The sequence below is a fragment of the Flavobacterium sp. AC274 genome (assembly GCF_979258275.1).
The window spans coordinates 2,325,594-2,341,738 of the sequence record NZ_OZ409852.1 but is presented as its reverse complement, the minus strand read 5'-3'; the positions used below and the strand labels follow the sequence as shown (position 1 = coordinate 2,341,738).

The following is a 16,145-nucleotide window of genomic DNA, read 5'->3' as shown; positions in this document are numbered from 1 at the left end:
TTTATCAATTAATCTTGTATTATAAAACCAACCAACATGAGAGCCTTAATAACCAGCATTTTAATTTTACTATTTCACTTTTTAGCAAACGCTCAGCAAACGACTGTTTCAGGAAAAGTTCAGGACAATATCACCAAAGAAGCATTGCCGTATGTAACAATAGCGGTAAAAGACAGCGCCTTAAAAACAGTACTAATTGGGGTTACTGATGAGCATGGTGTTTTTAGTTTAGAAAAATTGCCAATAGGAAAAATGACCATTTCGTTTAGTTTTATGGGGTATCAAAATTATACGCAGCCATTGGAGATTATTTCGGGTAAAGCAAAAATGGAATTAGGAACTATTGGTTTAGTTACTGATGCAGTTCAATTGAATGCCGTAGAGATTAATGGTCAAAAACCAAACATTAGTTTAAAACTGGATAAAAAGGTTTTTGAAGTGGGCAAAGATGTGCTGTCGCAAAATGGCTCTGCCAATGACGTTTTAAATGGAGTACCATCTGTCGCGGTTAGTCCAACCGGCGGAGTGAGTCTTCGTGGCAACAGCAGTGTACTGGTGCTTATTAATGGACGACAATCCGGTCTTACTCAAACCAACGCGCTTGATCAAATCGCTGCCGACCAAATCGATCGTATAGAAGTGATTACGAATCCTTCGTCAAGATATGATGCTTCTGGTTCTGCAGGAATTATTAATATTATATTGAAAAAAACAAAAAAAGTGGTTTTAATGGTCAGGTACGATTGGTGGCCGGTTCACCAAATGATAGCCGTCTTAATCCAAGTATCAATTACAAATCAGATAAAATCAATATTTTTTCAAATTTTAGCATCCGCTCATCTGATTACGTTGGTCTGTACACAACAAATCAGTCCACTATTAATAATGGTACACCAAGTTTAATGAACCGGGTGCAAAATGAAGACCGTCACGATGATGGGAAACTGATGTATCTCGGGGCTGATTATTTTTTTGACGATCACCACACTATTACCGCAGCTTTTTTAAAAAATGCCACACATGACAATGACAAAACTCATCTAAAATATGATTACAGCAACGATACGAGCCTGGATAGCACTTTAATAAGAGAAGGCAAATCACTGGAAAAAAGGGATTACAATCAATTAGAATTTAACTATACACAAACATTTAAACAAGAGGCAAAAAAATGGACTATTAACGTCCAATACGATTGGTGGAACAGCGATAAAAACTGGAATCTTTCGACAGATCGTTTATCTCCAACTCCTGTGACTTATCCCGGTATTAGAACAAAATCAATAGGCAATAGTAAAGATTTACTTATTCAGAGTGATTTTATACAACCTATTGATAGTGTTTCGGTATTTGAATTTGGAATAAAAAGTGAGATTCGCAAAGTCTCCAGTGATTTTTTGGCGGAACAGCAACAAGAAAATGACTGGACAATTTACCAAAACATTGATAATAATTTGAAATATACTGAGACCATTTCCAGTGCATATGCTCAATTTAGCGACAAAGCAGGCCAATTCAATTACATGCTGGGTTTGCGTACAGAACTAACCCAAATTTCTATTACAGATATTAAAAACACATACGACGACAAGAAAAATTACGCAAAACTATTCCCCACTGTCAATATGAGTTATAAATTTGAAACTTCGACTTTGCAGCTTAATTACAGCAAACGCATTAACCGCCCGGCTTTGTATGCTTTATATCCTTTTAATGAACTGACGGATTTAAATGCACAATATATTGGAAATCCAGATCTTAATCCTTCATATACTGATGCGTTTGAATTGGGTTTTCTTAAAACCTGGAAAAAACTAACCCTGAATCCTTCCGTTTATTACCAACGAGAAAAAAATTATATTCAGGATTTTACTTACCGTGAGAATGATATATTTTTTACAACACCAATTAATATTGACTACGAAACGCGCACTGGTTTTGAACTTTCTACATTATACAATCCATTAAAATGGTTACAGATAAATGTAGAAATGAACTTTTACAGCTTTGTACAGAAAGGAAATTATCAGAAAAAAACCTTGATTATAACGGAGAAACTTTTACAGGACGATTAAGTACGCAGATTAAGCTGCCGGCCAAATTTAGTTTTCAGGGCCGCTATAACTTTCGTGGAGAACAGCAAAATGCGCAAACGACAAATGCAGCATTGCAATCAATCGATTTTGGTTTGAGCAAAACTTTATTAAAAGACAAAGCAACAATTGTATTTGATGTAAGCAACGCTTTTAATTTACGCCAAAACAAAAACACCACAACTGGCACCGATTATTTGTTTAAAGAAGTGAGCATACCTAACGCTGCCCGATACCGACTAAGTTTTGTTTATCGTTTTAACCTAACCGATCCAAAAGTGATCAGACAAGCCAATAGCGCTAATCGTAATTAAACACGAATTTCACTAATTTGCACTAATTAGTTTGTGAAATTAATTTCACAAACTAAACCAACTATAGAATTATTGCAAATTCGTGAAATTCGTGAAATTCGTGTTTATCTATTAAATTTAAGTAAAAAAGTTTAAAACACAAAACCACTCGATTGGAGTGGTTTTTCATAAATGCACACTTATATCACGTTATTCTTTTTTCAATGCAAACCAGCCAAAGGCACGAACTCTTATTTTAAAAAATGAATCTGCTAATGCTTCATCTACTTTTTTCCAGGCTTCCTCAACAAGTTCTTCTGCTTCCAGCCTGCATGCTTCAATGGCTCCGCAATCTTGCAATGTAACAATTACAGATTCTATAATCGTTCTGTCTGTAGGCATTGTTTGAATTATTTCCCAAACATATTGACGTTTATCCAAAGGCAATAAACCCATTGCTTTTGCCACAGGCATAGTTATTTTTCCTGCTGTAATATCTTCTCCTTTATCTTTTAGGTTATTGTCGAATCCCTGCAAATTCAATACATCATCCATGATTTGATAGGCAACGCCAATTGCTTCAAAAAAATCACCAAGCGCATCTATTTCTTCAGGTTTGCCTCCTCCTATTAATGCTCCCATTTTGGCCAATGTACAAGAAGGCGCTGCTGTTTTTAACCGATGAATTGTATAAATTCTCTTTTCCAATAATGAACTGTCTCCACTGTTTACTGCATATGGCATGAGATAATGAAGCCCGCTAATATCCATCGCCTGACCTGCATGTGCTGCACGCATCATTTCAAAATACAATTCATATACTTTCAACCGGATATGTTCTGAAAGCTTGGGACTATGTGTCATCAATTCTCCGATAAAATAACAGACATTGCCGGCATTAATTGCAAGTGCTTCTCCATACATAAGATGCAAAGCTGTTCCTCCCCTACGCGTATCAGACTTGTCCTGCACATCATCTACAATTAATGATCCTGTGTGTATAAGCTCTGGCATTGCAAGCCAGTCGATAAACGGCTGGGAGTTTCCGCCAACACTATCAATACAGGCTAAAAATACATACGATCGCCAGGCTTTTTTACTGCGATCAACAACTTCCCTGATTGGTTTGATTACAGCAGAAACATATTGTTCTTTATCAGCAGTGTTAAAAAAAGAAGTTCCTAGTGAACTGTTTACCAATCTGTGAAACTGATCGTCAGTGGGGTTTAAAGGCAGTAACGATTCTATCGATTTCTGCGTTGCCTTACCAACATTTTTCAGGAAACTTTCAATATTTATATTACCATTAAATCCGTTTCTTTCTATATATCCAGAGCCGGAAACTTCTGTTGCCATAAAACTTCCGACAGCATTTATACATCCTTCCCAAAATGCCGGTGCAGAGAGCATCGTAATGAACTCTTGTTCCGGGAATTCAGCTTTAACAGAAAGATAAATATTAAACTCGGGGATTTCCAATCTCCAGGAAACGGGATACGAAATAAATGTTCGGGCGCTTGTCCAGTAATCTTCAGGAGAAAATGAATAATCTTCTGTTCTCTTTATCTTACCATCCGGATCTATTATAATAATTGTGCCTCCAATATGTTCTCCATTATTTGTATTATCAAAAAGATCGTATCCGGATATCTGCCAACCATTGTCCAATTGGAGCGCTATCCAGTTCCAGGCTAAATCATGCTTAAATTCAAAGTTTGAGATTTCATCTGCGGACCTGCTGAACTCATGATCATACCAACCACTGCCTTCTACATCGTAAACTGTATTATCTATTAAAATCTCCCCACTTACGTCGCATTTTGGAATAAAATAATAAAACATATCCTCTTTCCCTATACCGCTCACCAAGCCATTTTTTCCATGTCTTACCGGATTTGTTAAGGGAACAAAATCAAGTCTGCAAGCGATTCCTTTCAATGGATTTTGCAGATTTAAATGATAGTTGCCTTGTTCATCTTTTTTAAAAGAATTTTCATCATATTCAAGTGAAAGATTCTTTGTACCTATGACAGCAGGTTTTTTAAGAAGTCTGTCAGGCAGCGGCACATTTCCTTTTTCATGCACCTCTTTTAATGCACGGCGAATCCATCTGCTTCCCTCATTTTTTTCGTCGTTTTTCTTAATAATTTTTAATACTTCTTTAGGTAAACTTCCATCTACAAGAGAATCCCTATAATACTTTTTCTCAGAGATGTCTGATAAAGAACAGATTACAGAATGTGTGTAGTTTAAATTTCCGGTATGCTCGTCTTTTTTTCCCACTCTAAAAAAAGAAGCAAACAAAGAAAGCCGTTTACCATCCTTAGAAGTCAAATGACAATTTTGATACCACCATTCGAGTACAGATGCATCGTGCGGAAGATCATGAATATTTAAATCTATCGGGCCATCAGCGGGCCATGTGGAAGCGTAATCAGCTAAAATAATTTTTGAATCTGTTTGTTGAGCGTCGATTTCTTGTTTCATAGTTTTAGACATATTAGTTATTATTAAATAATATATTTACCTCCGCTCTCCTAAGTCTCTTCTCGATAGCGAAAATAGTATTAGAAATTAAATGCTATGCAGCTCAATACAGTCTAAAACTGAAAACAGGAATAATGAATTCAGAAATTAATATAATTGGAGAGGTATAAATCAATCATTTTGTTATGTAAATACGTAACATTTCTATCTTCCCTCATAAATCTCTAATACTGTAAATGAGTCTAACTCTATAAAATATGGCTTGTAATTTAAAGGCAGATATGCCTTCTTTGGATATTATCGGATCAAAGCTAGTTGTGGAGAAATATTAAAAATTTTATATCTCCTAATTATTTTTAACGCAGAGAACGCAATCCCGCATAGCTATCGGGATTCTCAGAGTTCACTAAGATTTAAGTTGTGTTTACACAATCTAAGTCTGCAAAGCTTTGTGTCCCGAGGCTTCGGGATGTTTTTATTAAACTAGCATATTTTAAAAAACTTTGCGTTCTCCGTGGTAAATTTTTCTTTCTCCACAGGTTTTCGTATTACTCCATATTATCTGACCAGACCAAACCGCCAGCGTTCTTTATTTGTAAGATAACTTTAACCTATTATGCGTTATCAGTTTTATAGTATACAAGTTCCTGGAAAATCATGATGATATAAAAAGTGAAATTTATAAGAATAAAGATACTAAAATTAATTTATCAACCAAATAATCCATAACACATTTAACTGATTTGTAACAACTTATAAACTAAAGCAATTACACATCAGCAAAAAAAGATGTTTTGTGTTTGTCGTTTTTGTAAGATAAAAAATGATAGTAGCAGAAGTGATTTCATTGCAAGACTAAGAATATCTTTTTACTTCGTTGGTTAAAGTAAACAGTACAATGAAATATAAAGTAATTTAGAAAATGCCCATATTTTCAGGTTTGATTGTAAATCCCAAACGAATCATGCTTTTGTGTTCCTGATAATCAATTAAACTTTCTGTATAGCCCACAAACCACTGTAATGTGAGATAATAATTTTCATTTTTGTATGGTCTCCAGTTTACCTGTGTCTGCAGCGATCCGTAATTGATAAGGCCACTTCCTTTTCTAAAAAGAACGTCTGCGCTCCATCGTCCCGGCTTTATCTGGTAAGTTGCACTTGCTTCGCCATAACCTACATATTTGGTAAGTCCGGGATTATCTTCCTTATCGACAAGCGGAATCCATCCCCGTAACCCAACTGTCCATCGTGGGGAAATCTGTGATTTTAATGAGAAGGCAAGCATATTCCATGTTCTGGAATAAATAGAATCTCTGCCGTTTGATTCGTGTTCAAACGAAACTGTTCCGTAGGTTAGCCTTCCTCCTTTTAAATAAAATGGTCGAACAACAGCCACACCGGGATTAAAATTAATCTCGGAAAATGGTTTTGAGTTGGCATAAATATCCCAAAAAGCTTTTTGAGTGTATAGTAAATAGGGGTAAAAACCTGCGAATATAGGCTTTGAGCGCAATCGTAACTTAAAACTAACCTGATATTTTACATCGGCAGAGTTTTTAGTAATTGGAGCATTTATTGGCACACCCGTTAAAAAATAATTATCTCTATGAACAGAAAAACTATTTTCCTTTAATAAGGAATCTGCTGCGCGAAAATTTTTTTATCTTCTACAATTTGTGAATTTGCGTTGAGTGAAAACAAAATGAAAAAGATCAATAGGTATTTGAAATGCATTTATATGGATTAAATTGAGGTAATTTATTAATTTCTATAAATATCTATGATTTTAACAAATAACGTTAACTCAATAAAAATGAGAGTTAACTCAAAAAATACAAGATCATATTCTATTCAAAATTCTTTCAGGGATAGAGAACTTATAATTTTTCAAAATAAAGATAATTGGTGCTATCAGTTACATCACGTAACCTGATTTGGGAATTATTAAATTCAAACAATTTCCAATTACAACTTAATTTACCAAGTAATTCTGAACTGAAATTTATTTTTAATTCCCTAACATTATTCACCACTGTACTTTCCCATGTTCCTGTTTCTGAGACTGATCCTTTTGTAGCAATTACCGATTTGTCACTTTTAAACATAAACCAATAATCATTATATGAAAGCGTTTTTTCTGAATCATCAAAATAATAAGCTATTTTCCAGGAGCCATTTGTTAGTGTCTGTGTAAAATCAAGTGTTGCAATGTTATTTTCCGGGCAGTAATCAATCGCATATTTTATAGCATTTTCGAACTCCAAATTATTCGTAATCGCTTTTACCTGATTATGATAATCTACTACAGAAATTGGATAATTTAATGAAATATACTGACTGCCATTCAGGTTTTTTATAAAATTAAAAAAAGCCTCATCACTTATAATCGACTGAGAACTTGCAAATTGACTGGCGCTGTTATAAATATTAATCGTGATAGGATAATTAATATTTAACCCATTAATTTTGGATAAAAGATCAGGATAAAGATTCCAATAATCGATTAAATCATTAAAATCATTTTCATCCTCAATCAGTTTTTGTACGTAATTGTAGTAAACCATCGTTACCGGAAAATCTATTTTTACAATATCGTCATCGTAAGTACTTGCATTGATATTATCTACTACTTTTTGATAATCAGCAGTTGTATTAACGGCAATTTGCTCATTATTAACAGTAACAGTATAAGGAAGTTTTATTGTACAGTAAGTAGACCCGTCGATTACATTATCCTGCACTGTTGGTACCATTGCCACTCTTTGCAGATAAGTAGTAAGAGGAGAAACACTTGTAATTGTTCCCTGCGCATTATTTCCCTGCTCGTCTCTGTCGCTTTGACAAGACAATAAGACTAAAAGGACTGCTATTGGTAAATATTTTTTGAAAGGGAACATACTTATATTTTTACAAAGGTAATAAAATTTAAGAAACTGCTTTTTAATAAATACGGCATTAAGGGTTTCTGTTTCACTTTTTTAAATCGTTAATTATCATAAGAAAATTATATTTCTTACTCTTATAAAACAATCAGCTTTACTTTTACCCTACTTAAAGTAAAAACAAATACTTTTGCTACTACAAATTGAAAAATCCAAATGCCAAATAAAACCGAATCAAATACTTGTGATGAAATAGTCTTTTCGTCTTTTTTTAAAAGTCACATTAAAGCACTTCGCAATTTTCTTTTTTACAAATTTGGCAATTTAGATCAGGCAGAAGATATAGCACAGGAAGCATTTGTAAAACTTTGGCAAAACTGTGCTTCGGTACCTTTGGAAAAAGCAAAATCGTACATCTATACAATTGCAAATAATAGCAGTCTTAATGAAATTGCACACCAGAAAGTGGTGTTGAAATATGAAAAAAACTTCACAGGCTTAGACAAAACAAATGAAAACCCGGAATATCTTTTAGAGGAAAAACAATTTCAGTCTAAACTTTTGAAAGCTATCGAAAACTTAAACGAAAAACAGCGTGTTGCCTTTTTGATGCATCGAATTGATGGAAAAAAATACAGCGAAATTGCCCTGGAATTAAACATTAGCGTAAAAGCTGTAGAAAAACGCATTCACCTGGCATTGTTAAGTCTTCGTAAAGAAATTGATTTATAAAGTAGGGTAAATTTAGTTCCAATTGTTTTAATATATAATAGTAGTACAATGAAAAAGAATCGCTTATTAGCAAAATGGCTCAACAATGATTTGTCGGAAGATGAATTAGCTGAATTTAAAGCAAGTGCCGATTTTGAAAAATACCAAAAAATAAAAAATTATACAGAACATTTGGAGATAGGTGATTTTGATGATAACGCTATGCTGTCGAACATTCTTAATCAGAAAAAAGAAACTCCAAAAGAGATTCCTTTATACAAAAACTGGATATTTAGAGCAGCCGCTATATTTGTTCTGGCACTTGGAATAACCTTTTTGCTGAAATTTTTTGTACCACAAACGGAAACGGCAAGTTTTGGAGAAAAAACAACTTTTTCATTACCTGATAATTCTGAAGTCGTACTAAATTCAGGTTCTGAAATAAATTATAAAAAATGGAACTGGGACAATAACAGGCGTCTTGAACTAAAAGGTGAAGCTTATTTCAGGGTAGCCAAAGGCCGACGTTTTGAAGTACAGACCAGTCTGGGAAAAGTATCGGTTTTGGGAACTCAGTTTAACGTAAAAGCCAGAAAAAACAGGTTTGATGTAGTATGTTATGAAGGTCGTGTAAAAGTAAATTACGCAAATTTTCAAATTTTATTGACACACGGGCAAAGCGTTAGTTTTGAAAACGGAAAACAAACTAAAATGACAGTACGTTCCTTAAAACCGGAATGGACAGAAAATCAAATATGTTTTTATAAAGAAAATATCCGAACGCTGCTAGACGAAGTCGAAAGGCAATATAATATTAAGATCGAATTAAACACAAAAGATACGGTTTCATTATTTACGGGAAAATTACCCGCCAAAAACCTTGATATAGCTTTGCAGATTATTAGTACAACGTATCATTTAGAGGCTAAAAAAGTCTCAAAAAATAAAATAATTTTTGACGAAAAATAAATGTTCTTCCCCAAACAATTTCATTTTTTGTTTTTTCTGTTTTTCCTTGTCCTGAATCTTTTTGCTCAGGACAAAGGAAAACTTATGCCTTTTAAAAAAATCATAATTGATATTGAAAAACAGCATCAGGTTAGCTTTAATTATACTGAAGACAATATTGCCGACCTGAAATTAGTTCCGCCAAAAAAATCACTTTCATTAGATCAAAAATTGCACTATTTAGCCAAAAACACCAATTTATCTTTTGAAAACATTGGAAACAAATTCATTAATATTTATAAAAAAGAGATTGAATTACAAATAATCTGCGGCTACATTTTTTCTAAAACAGATAAAAAACCTATTGAAAACGCCAATATCAGTTTAGCCAACAACAATCAAATCACAACTGATTCAAACGGTTATTTTGAATTTAACGGAGAGGATAAAAACACACTCCTGATTAGTCACATTGGCTTCATGGCCAAAAGAATTGTGTTGGTTAATTCCGATTCTAAAAATTGTCTTCAAATACTGTTAGATCCTGAAATTACAGAACTTGCAGAAATTAAAACGAATGCGATTCTGGCTTCGGGAATTTCAAAAAACAAGGATGGATCGTTTGAAATTAAACCCAAGAAATTTGGAATTTTGCCGGGCCTTATCGAACCTGATGCCTTGCAGACCATGCAGCAAATTCCCGGCGTAAACAGCATAGACGAAAGCGTATCGAGCATTAATGTTCGCGGTGGCACACACGATCAGAATTTATTTTTATGGAACGGAATACGAATGTACCAAACGGGACATTTTTTTGGTTTAATATCGGTTTTCAATCCCAATTTGGCGCATACGATTTCTATTTATAAAAACGGAAGTTCTGCATTTTTTGGAGAAAGTGTTTCGAGTGTCGTTGCGATTTCTTCTACACCTGAAACAGCAGAAAAAAATGCTTTTAGCGCAGGTATAAATATGATTAATGCCGATGTTTATGCGAAGTACAATCTTTCGAAAAAGAGTTATATTGAAATTTCAGCACGTAAATCTATTACTGATTATGTAGAAACACCTACTTATAAGGAATATTTCAATAAAGTATTTCAAAACACAACAATTACTGATTTTTCACAAAACCAAAATATAGATTACCAAAGTGATAAAAAATTTGACTTCTATGATGCTACGCTCAAATATGCCCAAAAAATTGGAAGCAAGGATCAGATTATATTGGATTTAATTACCATTAAAGACAATCTGGAGGTTTTTCAAAGTGCTATGGTGTATGATATCAACAGATCTGAAAACAATATTTTGCGTCAACAAAATTACGGTGGAAATTTGTCCTGGAAAAGAAACTGGAACCGTTTCAATACTACCAAAGTGAATGTTTATAACTCTGCTTATGAACTGTTGGCCAATCAAAGAACTACGATTGGAAACCAAATTGTTATTCAGGAAAATACGGTTAACAATAATGGGATTAATTTAGAGAACAATCATATTATTACCTCCAGATTTAGTTTTAATGATGGCTATCAGTTTAACGAAGTAGGTATTTCTAATTTAGAAAAGGTAACGAATCCTGATTTTTATCGTAATGTAAAAGACGTTCTGAGAACTCACGCCCTGATTTTGGAGGGAAAATACAACGATACGCTTTCCGGAATATATTTTAAGGCGGGAACACGAATTAATTATATAGAAAAATTTAAAAAATTTATTGTAGAACCGAGAATACAATTTGGTTACAGCATCAATAAAAATCTGAATTTAGAATTGCTGGGTGAACTAAAAAGTCAAAATTCGCAACAAATCATTGATTTGCAAAAAGATTATTTTGGTATTGAAAAAAGACGCTGGATTATATCGAATAACACCACAATTCCTATTCAAAAGAGCAAACAGGTCTCTTTAAATTTATTCTACAAAAAGAATGACTGGCTGTTGGATATAGAAAATTTCTACAAAAAAGTGAGCGGAATCACAACTTCCAGCCAGGGTTTTCAAAACCAGTTAGAGTTTATTAGAACGACAGGGGATTATGAAATTTGGGGAGCAGAAATGCTAGTTCAGAAAAAAATGAATCATTTTCTGACTTGGTTAAGCTATACGTATAATCATAATAATTACCATTTTTCTAATTATGAGTACCCAACTTTCCCTAACAATTTTCAGTTAATGCATACGGTTTCGTGGGCGGGAATTTACGAGAAAAACAATTTTAAAATTGCTTTGGGTACAAAATGGTCTTCCGGCAGGCCAAAAACTTCGCCTGATTTTTCTCAAATTGACCTTTCAAATCCCCAATTGGTTTACAACAAACCTAATAATACGAACCTGCATATTTTTTCGCAGGTTAATATTTCTTCTACTTATAAGTGGGAAACTGCAAACGGAATTCAGTACAAATTAGGAATTTCTATCTTAAATATCCTAAACCGAAAAAATGAAATCAGCGAATATTATAGAATAAGTTCATTAACAAATTCTATAGAAGAAGTTGAAACATTCGCACTGCAAAGAACTCCAAATGTGAGCTTTAGAGTTTCACTCTAACCCTATTTCCTTCAAGATTTGTAACCCCTTTCTGTCTCTTTTTTTATTTTTTTTATAAAATAACAATTCTTTGGTAGGGTAATCTGCATTAAAGCTGTTTTACTACTGAATCTATCAGAAGAAGAAAATGGCTCACCTACAAAACGTAATACTAGATTTTAATGACAGTTCGTAACAATAAGCAAATCTGATTATTGAACGAAATGCTCGTGGACTATAATCAAACTAAAAATGCTTTACTGTTTCTGTAAAGTAGCTTCTCCCCCTTTTTATAATTAATCAAATACAAAAAACAATGAAATTAAAACAAATTAAATTCGCTTTAGTTGCTTTTGCAGCAACAACATTTTTCCTAAGCTGTAGTAGTGATAATAACAACGATGAAACTCCTACAACTCCGGAAGTAAAGATTGAAGTTAAACTTTCTACAAGTACAACATTAGGCTCTTATCTTTCAGATAAGGATGGAAGATCTTTATACTTTTTTCAACAGATGCTAATGGACAAGTTTCTTGTACAGGAGGTTGCGAAGCTGTATGGCCTGCTTTTATAGTAGATAATTTAACTGCAGATAAAATAGGTACAGGATTAACATTCTCTGATTTTGGTACTGTAACTACTGCCTCTGGTAAAAAACAAGTAACCTATAAAGGATGGCCTTTATATTATTATGCACCAAGTGTAAACGGAACTAACACAGCAGAAGCTGCCGGTGCAACAACGGGCGACGGAGTTGGCGGTGTTTGGTTTATAGCAAAACCGGATTATTCGATTATGATCGTAAGAAGCCAGCTTGTAGGACATGATGGTAAAAACTACAAATCAGATTATACTGTTGGAGATGGCCAGACCACTTATTTTACAGATGCTAAAGGATTAACGTTGTATGTTTTCAAAAACGATAATTTCAATAAAAACAATTTTACCAAATCTGATTTTTCAAACAATGCTGTTTGGCCAATATATGAAACCGATAAAATTGTTGTGCCTTCGACACTTGACAAAACTAAATTTGGTGTTATCACTGTATTTGGTAAATCTCAGTTGACTTACAATGGCTGGCCTTTATATTATTTTGGACAAGATGCAAGCGTAAGAGGCGCTAATAAAGGAATTAGTTTCCCAAGCCCTGGAGTTTGGCCTGTACCGGTAAAAGATTTGCCACTTGCTATATAAACAATAGTTTTTTTGTAAATCATACTATTTCCTATTAGTCCAATATAAATTGGGCTAATAGGAAATAATAAAAAGAAAGTTCTACTCTACTACAGTAAAATTTAAATCAGAAAATCCAAATGACTAAAACAATAATTAAAGTACTGGTACTTCTACTGGTAATTAGTTTGGGCTCTTATTATATCTATAAAAATATTTTATACAAAGATGCCAGAGACATCAATAGTGAAAAATCAATACTTACGATTTCTGCCACAGATTTAGAAAATGAATATGTTTTAGATCCTGCAAAAGGAGATGCAAAATACTTAAATAAAACAATTGAAGTTGAAGGAATCGTTTCTGAAGTTACAGATTCGTCAATGGTAATCGACCATAAGGTATTTTGTAAAATGAACAAAAAGGCTGAAAAGACTTTAATGAATAAAAAGATCAATATAAAAGGCAGATGCATTGGTTTTGATGATTTATTCGAAGTAGTAAAATTTGATCAATGCAGTATTCAACAACATTAAATATGAAAAAAATATTCTTAATAGTCAGTTTCTTAATCTGTCTTTATAGTAATGCGCAGGAAGATTTACTCTCCGGCCTGGACTCAACACAAGTGGTTGACAAAAACGTGACAGCAACATTTAAAGCTTTGCAGATTATAACCTTGCAGTCAACAAAATTACCTGCAAAAAAAGAGTTTTACATGGTAATTTCTCATCGATTTGGTACTGTAAAAGGCGGGATTTCGGAGTTTTTTGGTTTTGATGATGCCACTACAAAAATTGGTGGAATTTACGGAGTTACCGATTGGCTTGCTGTAAGTGCATCACACCATACTTTGCTGAAAATGAATGAAGCATCTTTGAAATATAGACTAATAAGACAAAGTGATAAATTTCCTTTGGATATTGTTGGCTACAGTACCATAGATTTTAATAGTGGATTAAAAAAAGACGATTATCCTAAAATTGAATTTTCTGATCGCTTAACGTATGTAAATCAAGTGCTGATTTCAAGAAAATTCTCTGATAGATTATCTTTAGAATTGGTTCCTTCTTATATCCATAAAAACCTATACAATCCTGCTATTGAAAATGATAATCAATTCACTTTGGGTGCAGGCGGACGCTTAAAATTAACCAAAAGACTTTCTCTTAATTTAGAATACGGCGAGAATTTTAATAAACCGGACTTCTATAATAATCCTCTATCAGTAGGACTTGACATAGAAACGGGAGGTCATATTTTTCAATTGATTTTTACAAATTCGCAGTCAATGACCGAAAGCGGTTACTTAACAAGTGCTGCCGGCGATTGGGGCAAAGGCGATTTCTTCTTTGGGTTTAATTTATATAGAGTTTTTTAAAAATATAAACATGAAAAAATATATTTATTTATCGATCATCATTCTATCCTTATACGGTTGTGAATCTAATACTTATGAAAGTCTGGAAGAACCAACTGTGATAGTTGACAAAGCTACTTATACTAAAAATGTCAAATCTATTATTGATCAAAATTGCATTGGCTGTCATCCTTCTTCGGGTCAGCTTATCCCTTTAGAAACTTATGACCAGGTAAAAGATGCTCTTTTAAATGGCGAATTATTAGATAGAATTCAAAGACAAAACGGCGCTGCAGGTATAATGCCAAGATCAGGAAGAATGCCACAGGATAAAATCAACACCATTCTGCAATGGAATACAGATGGATTATTAGAAAATTAAATCAAATTGAAATGAAAAAAATAATTGTAGTGCTATTTTTATTTGTTGGAACATTACATGTTTCGGCTCAAAAATATGCAACAAAAACAGGTAGTTTAAAATTTGAAGCAACTGTTGATGCAGTAGAAGAAATTGCGGCTGAAAACAAAAATACATCGGCTATTTTAGAATCATCAACAGGAGATATTGCAGTTTTAACGCTTATGAAAGGATTTCGTTTTAAGGTTGCCTTAATGGAGGAACATTTTAATGAAAATTATGTAGAATCGGATAAATTTCCAAAAGCAACATTCAAAGGAAAAGTAGAAGATTTTGATGCATCAAAACTTTCTGCTACAGCGAAGGCATTTAAGATTTCGGGAGATTTAACCTTACACGGAAAAACACAAAAAGTAACTGCAAACGCCAAAATTTCAAAATCTGGTGATAAAATTACGGTTACAGGAAATTTTGATATAAAAGCACAAGACTTTGATATCGAAATTCCAAAACTGGTTAGCAATAAAGTATCTAATAAAATCAAGGTAAGTTTCAATCTCTTGCTAGCCAAATTATAATTAGAAACATCCACTTCCTATTACAATAGAAAATTCTGGTTTCGTCTTTAGAAATCATTAAACATGACTATTTTTTGAGGTCAGTTTCATATCGGGCTGACCTCTTTTTTAATAACCTCAACTAAATTTAAATGATCTGCAAAAATTATGTTGTCGCCGGAGAAGATGTAAATGATGTTATGGTGATGGAAAGCAATGCCTACATTTCATACACGCTTAGATTATTACATCATTTTTTGTTTAATAATGGATTTTCAAAAGAGAAACTCAATGCTTTACATCTGGGTTTACAAGAAGGAAATCATGTTTTAGTTTGTTATAAAAACCTAATGTTTACCGAACCTTTTTTTGTTGAGATGAAACATTGTTCTATAGAAGACAAAATCAACATTAAAAGTTCTTTCTTCAACTCAAAAAAAGAATGCTGTGCAGAGGTTACCAAAGAAATGGAATGGTTCGATCCTATTCGAAGAGAAGTTATAGCGGCACCTAAACAAATTCTACAGCATTTTAATTCAAATATCAGATTGTAAGCTAGGAATCATGGTCTTATTGACCATGTTCTATTTTATACTTACTCCAAAGTAGATTCTGAATCTGTTCTTTGCAGATATTTTCTTTGTTTTATTCTACATCTCCTATTTTCCTCTTTATTATTTCTCTTTTTTACATTGGGCATTATTTAGAATAATTGTCCTTAATTCTGCTATGCTTTCATC

The 16,145-nt window shown here is 33.3% G+C and carries 16 protein-coding genes and 1 pseudogene; 14 read left to right on the top strand and 3 right to left on the bottom strand.

All coding sequences use genetic code 11. The features are described 5' to 3' along the window. Positions 1–36 precede the first annotated feature (36 nt). From ACZZZT_RS10965 to ACZZZT_RS10955, 3 genes are read left to right on the top strand one after another with little or no spacing between them, the layout of a single operon-like run. Positions 37–903 carry a carboxypeptidase-like regulatory domain-containing protein gene (locus ACZZZT_RS10965; protein WP_463460389.1) on the top strand — a complete coding sequence of 289 codons (867 nt, stop codon included), beginning with the start codon at positions 37–39 and terminating at the stop codon, positions 901–903. After that, positions 903–2,075 (top strand): outer membrane beta-barrel family protein, encoded by a 1,173-nt coding sequence (locus ACZZZT_RS10960; RefSeq protein WP_463460388.1) that lies wholly within the window; start codon positions 903–905, stop codon positions 2,073–2,075. Before ACZZZT_RS10965 ends, ACZZZT_RS10960 begins: the two co-directional genes overlap by 1 nt. After that, complete coding sequence (locus ACZZZT_RS10955; RefSeq protein WP_463460387.1) at positions 1,970–2,407, top strand: outer membrane beta-barrel protein; 438 nt, start codon at positions 1,970–1,972, stop codon at positions 2,405–2,407. Before ACZZZT_RS10960 ends, ACZZZT_RS10955 begins: the two co-directional genes overlap by 106 nt. Positions 2,408–2,596: 189 nt before the next feature. Here ACZZZT_RS10955 and ACZZZT_RS10950 read toward each other — a convergent pair whose 3' ends face one another. From ACZZZT_RS10950 to ACZZZT_RS10940, 3 genes are all read right to left on the bottom strand, one after another. Further along, a complete protein-coding gene (locus tag ACZZZT_RS10950; RefSeq protein ID WP_463460386.1) occupies positions 2,597–4,873 on the bottom strand; it encodes a polyprenyl synthetase family protein in 2,277 nt (758 codons plus the stop codon). A 915-nt stretch (positions 4,874–5,788) separates the two neighbouring features. Next, positions 5,789–6,457 (bottom strand): phospholipase A, encoded by a 669-nt coding sequence (locus ACZZZT_RS10945; protein ID WP_463460385.1) that lies wholly within the window; start codon positions 6,455–6,457, stop codon positions 5,789–5,791. 295 nt (positions 6,458–6,752) lie between these two features. Beyond that, positions 6,753–7,772, bottom strand: a complete 1,020-nt coding sequence (locus tag ACZZZT_RS10940; RefSeq protein WP_463460384.1) for a hypothetical protein — start codon at positions 7,770–7,772, stop codon at positions 6,753–6,755. Positions 7,773–7,973: 201 nt separating this feature from the next. Here ACZZZT_RS10940 and ACZZZT_RS10935 point away from each other — a divergent pair, with 201 nt between their 5' ends. The 11 genes and pseudogenes from ACZZZT_RS10935 (at position 7,974) to ACZZZT_RS10885 (ending at position 15,959) form a co-directional block, all read left to right on the top strand. Then, complete coding sequence (locus tag ACZZZT_RS10935; RefSeq protein WP_042565074.1) at positions 7,974–8,489, top strand: RNA polymerase sigma factor; 516 nt, start codon at positions 7,974–7,976, stop codon at positions 8,487–8,489. A gap of 48 nt (positions 8,490–8,537) precedes the next feature. Beyond that, on the top strand, positions 8,538–9,437 hold the full coding sequence (locus ACZZZT_RS10930) for a FecR family protein (RefSeq protein ID WP_463460383.1): 900 nt from the start codon (positions 8,538–8,540) through the stop codon (positions 9,435–9,437). A gap of 84 nt (positions 9,438–9,521) precedes the next feature. Beyond that, complete coding sequence (locus tag ACZZZT_RS10925) at positions 9,522–11,972, top strand: carboxypeptidase-like regulatory domain-containing protein (RefSeq protein ID WP_463460382.1); 2,451 nt, start codon at positions 9,522–9,524, stop codon at positions 11,970–11,972. A 295-nt stretch (positions 11,973–12,267) separates the two neighbouring features. Further along, positions 12,268–12,525: a hypothetical protein gene (locus ACZZZT_RS10920; protein ID WP_463460381.1), complete on the top strand. Its 258-nt coding sequence runs from the start codon at positions 12,268–12,270 to the stop codon at positions 12,523–12,525. Then, positions 12,444–12,671 (top strand): annotated as a pseudogene (locus ACZZZT_RS10915) (COG4315 family predicted lipoprotein); the annotation flags it as partial. The gene ACZZZT_RS10920 and the pseudogene ACZZZT_RS10915, both read left to right, overlap by 82 nt. 75 nt (positions 12,672–12,746) lie before the next feature. Next, positions 12,747–13,148, top strand: a complete 402-nt coding sequence (locus tag ACZZZT_RS10910; RefSeq protein ID WP_463460380.1) for a COG4315 family predicted lipoprotein — start codon at positions 12,747–12,749, stop codon at positions 13,146–13,148. Positions 13,149–13,267: 119 nt separating this feature from the next. Further along, positions 13,268–13,663, top strand: a complete 396-nt coding sequence (locus ACZZZT_RS10905) for an OB-fold protein (RefSeq protein ID WP_463460379.1) — start codon at positions 13,268–13,270, stop codon at positions 13,661–13,663. Positions 13,664–13,665: 2 nt separating this feature from the next. Next, entirely contained in the window at positions 13,666–14,508 is an 843-nt protein-coding gene (locus tag ACZZZT_RS10900; protein ID WP_042565111.1) for a DUF5777 family beta-barrel protein, read from the top strand. 10 nt (positions 14,509–14,518) lie between these two features. Continuing rightward, complete coding sequence (locus ACZZZT_RS10895) at positions 14,519–14,869, top strand: cytochrome c (protein WP_463460378.1); 351 nt, start codon at positions 14,519–14,521, stop codon at positions 14,867–14,869. Positions 14,870–14,880: 11 nt separating this feature from the next. After that, positions 14,881–15,426 (top strand): YceI family protein, encoded by a 546-nt coding sequence (locus tag ACZZZT_RS10890; protein WP_463460377.1) that lies wholly within the window; start codon positions 14,881–14,883, stop codon positions 15,424–15,426. A 131-nt stretch (positions 15,427–15,557) separates the two neighbouring features. Next, complete coding sequence (locus tag ACZZZT_RS10885; RefSeq protein WP_042565081.1) at positions 15,558–15,959, top strand: hypothetical protein; 402 nt, start codon at positions 15,558–15,560, stop codon at positions 15,957–15,959. Positions 15,960–16,145 lie beyond the last annotated feature (186 nt).